Here is a 2,536-nt window from a genome sequence, read left to right on the forward strand (position 1 = left end):
TGACTTTGTCCCTTCACTAGATGTAATTTTTAGTGTTTTAACACCATCTAGCTCCGAACCAATTTTATAACCTGGTTTGTAAACAAACTTATTTATAGCACCTCTCAAAGATGGCAATACAAATGTTTCAAAATTCTTAGCAACTATTTTCGACTCATCACCAGATTCCTCTGCTAAATAATCAGTCGTAAGTGTAAGTGTACCACCTTTTATGTGCTTTCTACTTTCTTTATCTCGTTCGCCATTATCCCCTGTTTCAAATGTGTACTCCATATTGAAAACTTGATTCTCTTTAGATGCAATATCACCAAAGTTTATAATGTCTTCGCCTCTTCCACCATCGGCTTCAGCTTGTATCGATTTATGATGCTTTACATCTGCAATTATAGGTTTATTGAATATTAAAGTATTATCATGTGAACCAAAGCTAAATATAGGTTTTATAACACTAGATAGACTGTACATAACTAAATTATCTACTTCACTTGCCCCTGTTACAATTTTGTACTCTGCTAATACACCTGTGCCAGCCTTTCCAGCTTTTTTGTGCAATGATGTTCCAAATACATTCTTTTCACCGCTATCCACAAACTCTGTGTAGTACTGCGCTGAAAGTTGTTCTAATATCGCTTTTTGGAACACAATTGCAGTTATAGGTCTATTTCCAAGCCAAATCATTCTATCAGCCTGTGACTTAATATACTCTTTTGAATACGCCTTTGGTCCATCATCTTTACTAGCAGAGCCAGAAATTATCGATGCAATAGTTCCATCTGAACTAGAACTAGAGCTTGAACTACTATCCTTATTTATCTTCAAAATAGGATCGGCTTTATACTCTTCTTCACCACTACCACCATGTCTTGTATAATCTACAATTGCATAATCTGGGAGCTGTCCGTCATAAAGCGAACCTGCTGCTCCAAACGATGACATAGTAATAAATTGCATAGTATTGTCTCCAAAGACCTCTGTCAATTTTAACACATATGCATCTACACTGCTCTTTATCCTATCTTTAAATACACCTTGTACCACATCGTTTAATGAGTTACCATATTTTTTTTCGAGCTCTTCTCTAGCATCGTTTTTCATTACATCACCGTATATGAAATCAAAGAAATTCAAAAGAGGAGTCGCTCTAAGACACTCTATCTGGTAGAACTTTTTATAGATGTCCTTATCTACATGGTTATCGGCATTGTTCATAGCTTCTCTATACTCTTCTGCCTGCATTCCAGCCCCAACCATTTTTGCAAAAGCCCAGGCTTTACCCATAGCTTGGATAACTTGTTTAGCCGATGGATCTTCTGGTAAATCTCCTATAGCACCTGTCATATCAACTACACCTGCTATAGTAGTAAGAACTGCTGATGCTATCATTCCAGGAGGACCAGCAAATGCAGCTATTGCTCCAGCCATATTCAGAGTAGATGATATGACGCTAGTTACATCTGACGGTTTAACCTCCCCAGAATCTATCGCCTTATCCAAATCATATGCACTTATTCCAAGACCTAAACCACTGATTCCAACTCCAGCAACATTTAATCCAGTTCCAAAATGCTTGCTAAATTTCGACAACTTGCTCACTTTTCCAGTACTACTACTAGCACCTCCACTAGCCGATATCGCATGATTTTTACTTATCAAATAATCATACTTTGCAAAATCAGTAAGCGTGTCATAATCATCTGCCATGCCAAGCATTTTGCCGATTTTCATCTGCGCTCTATTTAGCTTCGCTTTCATAATAGACTTCAAACTCAATTTCCCGCTAGCTGAACTTCCTGCTCCGGACAATTTACTTAAATCATCTAAATCATCTATTTTGTCAACAAATCCTGTATCTACAAGATCATCAGCAGATAGCTTATTATAGTTTAAAAGTTCTACCGAATCTGTTGCTACTTCACCATTGACAGCAGTTTTTAATCCATAATTTTTTGATATACTTCTAGTTTCCAAATCATAAGTCTTAGGCCAAAGTGGATCTGTCGGCTCTAGCTTAAAACAATTCTCCATCAACTTACTTGAAAAAGTAACACCATTTTTAGTTGCATCAATCTTAGCATCTATAAAAAATTTAGCCAAATCCAAACCATCAACCAAAATAGTTGCTCCCGATTTAGTCAAGGCCATTATACTCCTTCCTTTATCTTTCGACTTCCCATAAACTATATCATTCATAAGTGTTCCAATAAAATCTGTAATTGATACTAAAGATGCTCCTTTTGTAACCACCTTGTTGATTCCCATACCTGTAGCATCTAATATTGATTTTTTAGTGGTCATAACTGCAAGTGATTGAATAGCCTTAGCATATACTGCACCTAGCTTCATATCAACAGTCTTACCCGCAATTCCTTTATATTCATTCTTTAACAATTCTGTTTCTATAAGGGGCTTTGCCTCCATAGCTTCTTTGAAAATCTCCATCAAAAACGAATTATCTTTGTAATTATAATCTAAAGTTTTTTCTCCCATAGACAAAAATCTTCACCTCCAAATATTTTTGATACTCATTATTTGCAAA

1 protein-coding gene is annotated in these 2,536 nt (G+C 36.0%); it reads right to left on the reverse strand.

The window, feature by feature from the left end; translation table 11 throughout:
• Nucleotides 1-2,493, reverse strand: a 2,493-nt coding sequence (locus N4A40_00615; protein ID MCT4660331.1) for a hypothetical protein, incomplete at its 3' end; no start/stop codon positions are given.
• Nucleotides 2,494-2,536 lie beyond the last annotated feature (43 nt).

Source organism: Tissierellales bacterium (genome assembly GCA_025210965.1).
In the GTDB taxonomy this organism is placed as follows: Bacteria; Bacillota; Clostridia; order Tissierellales; family JAOAQY01; genus JAOAQY01.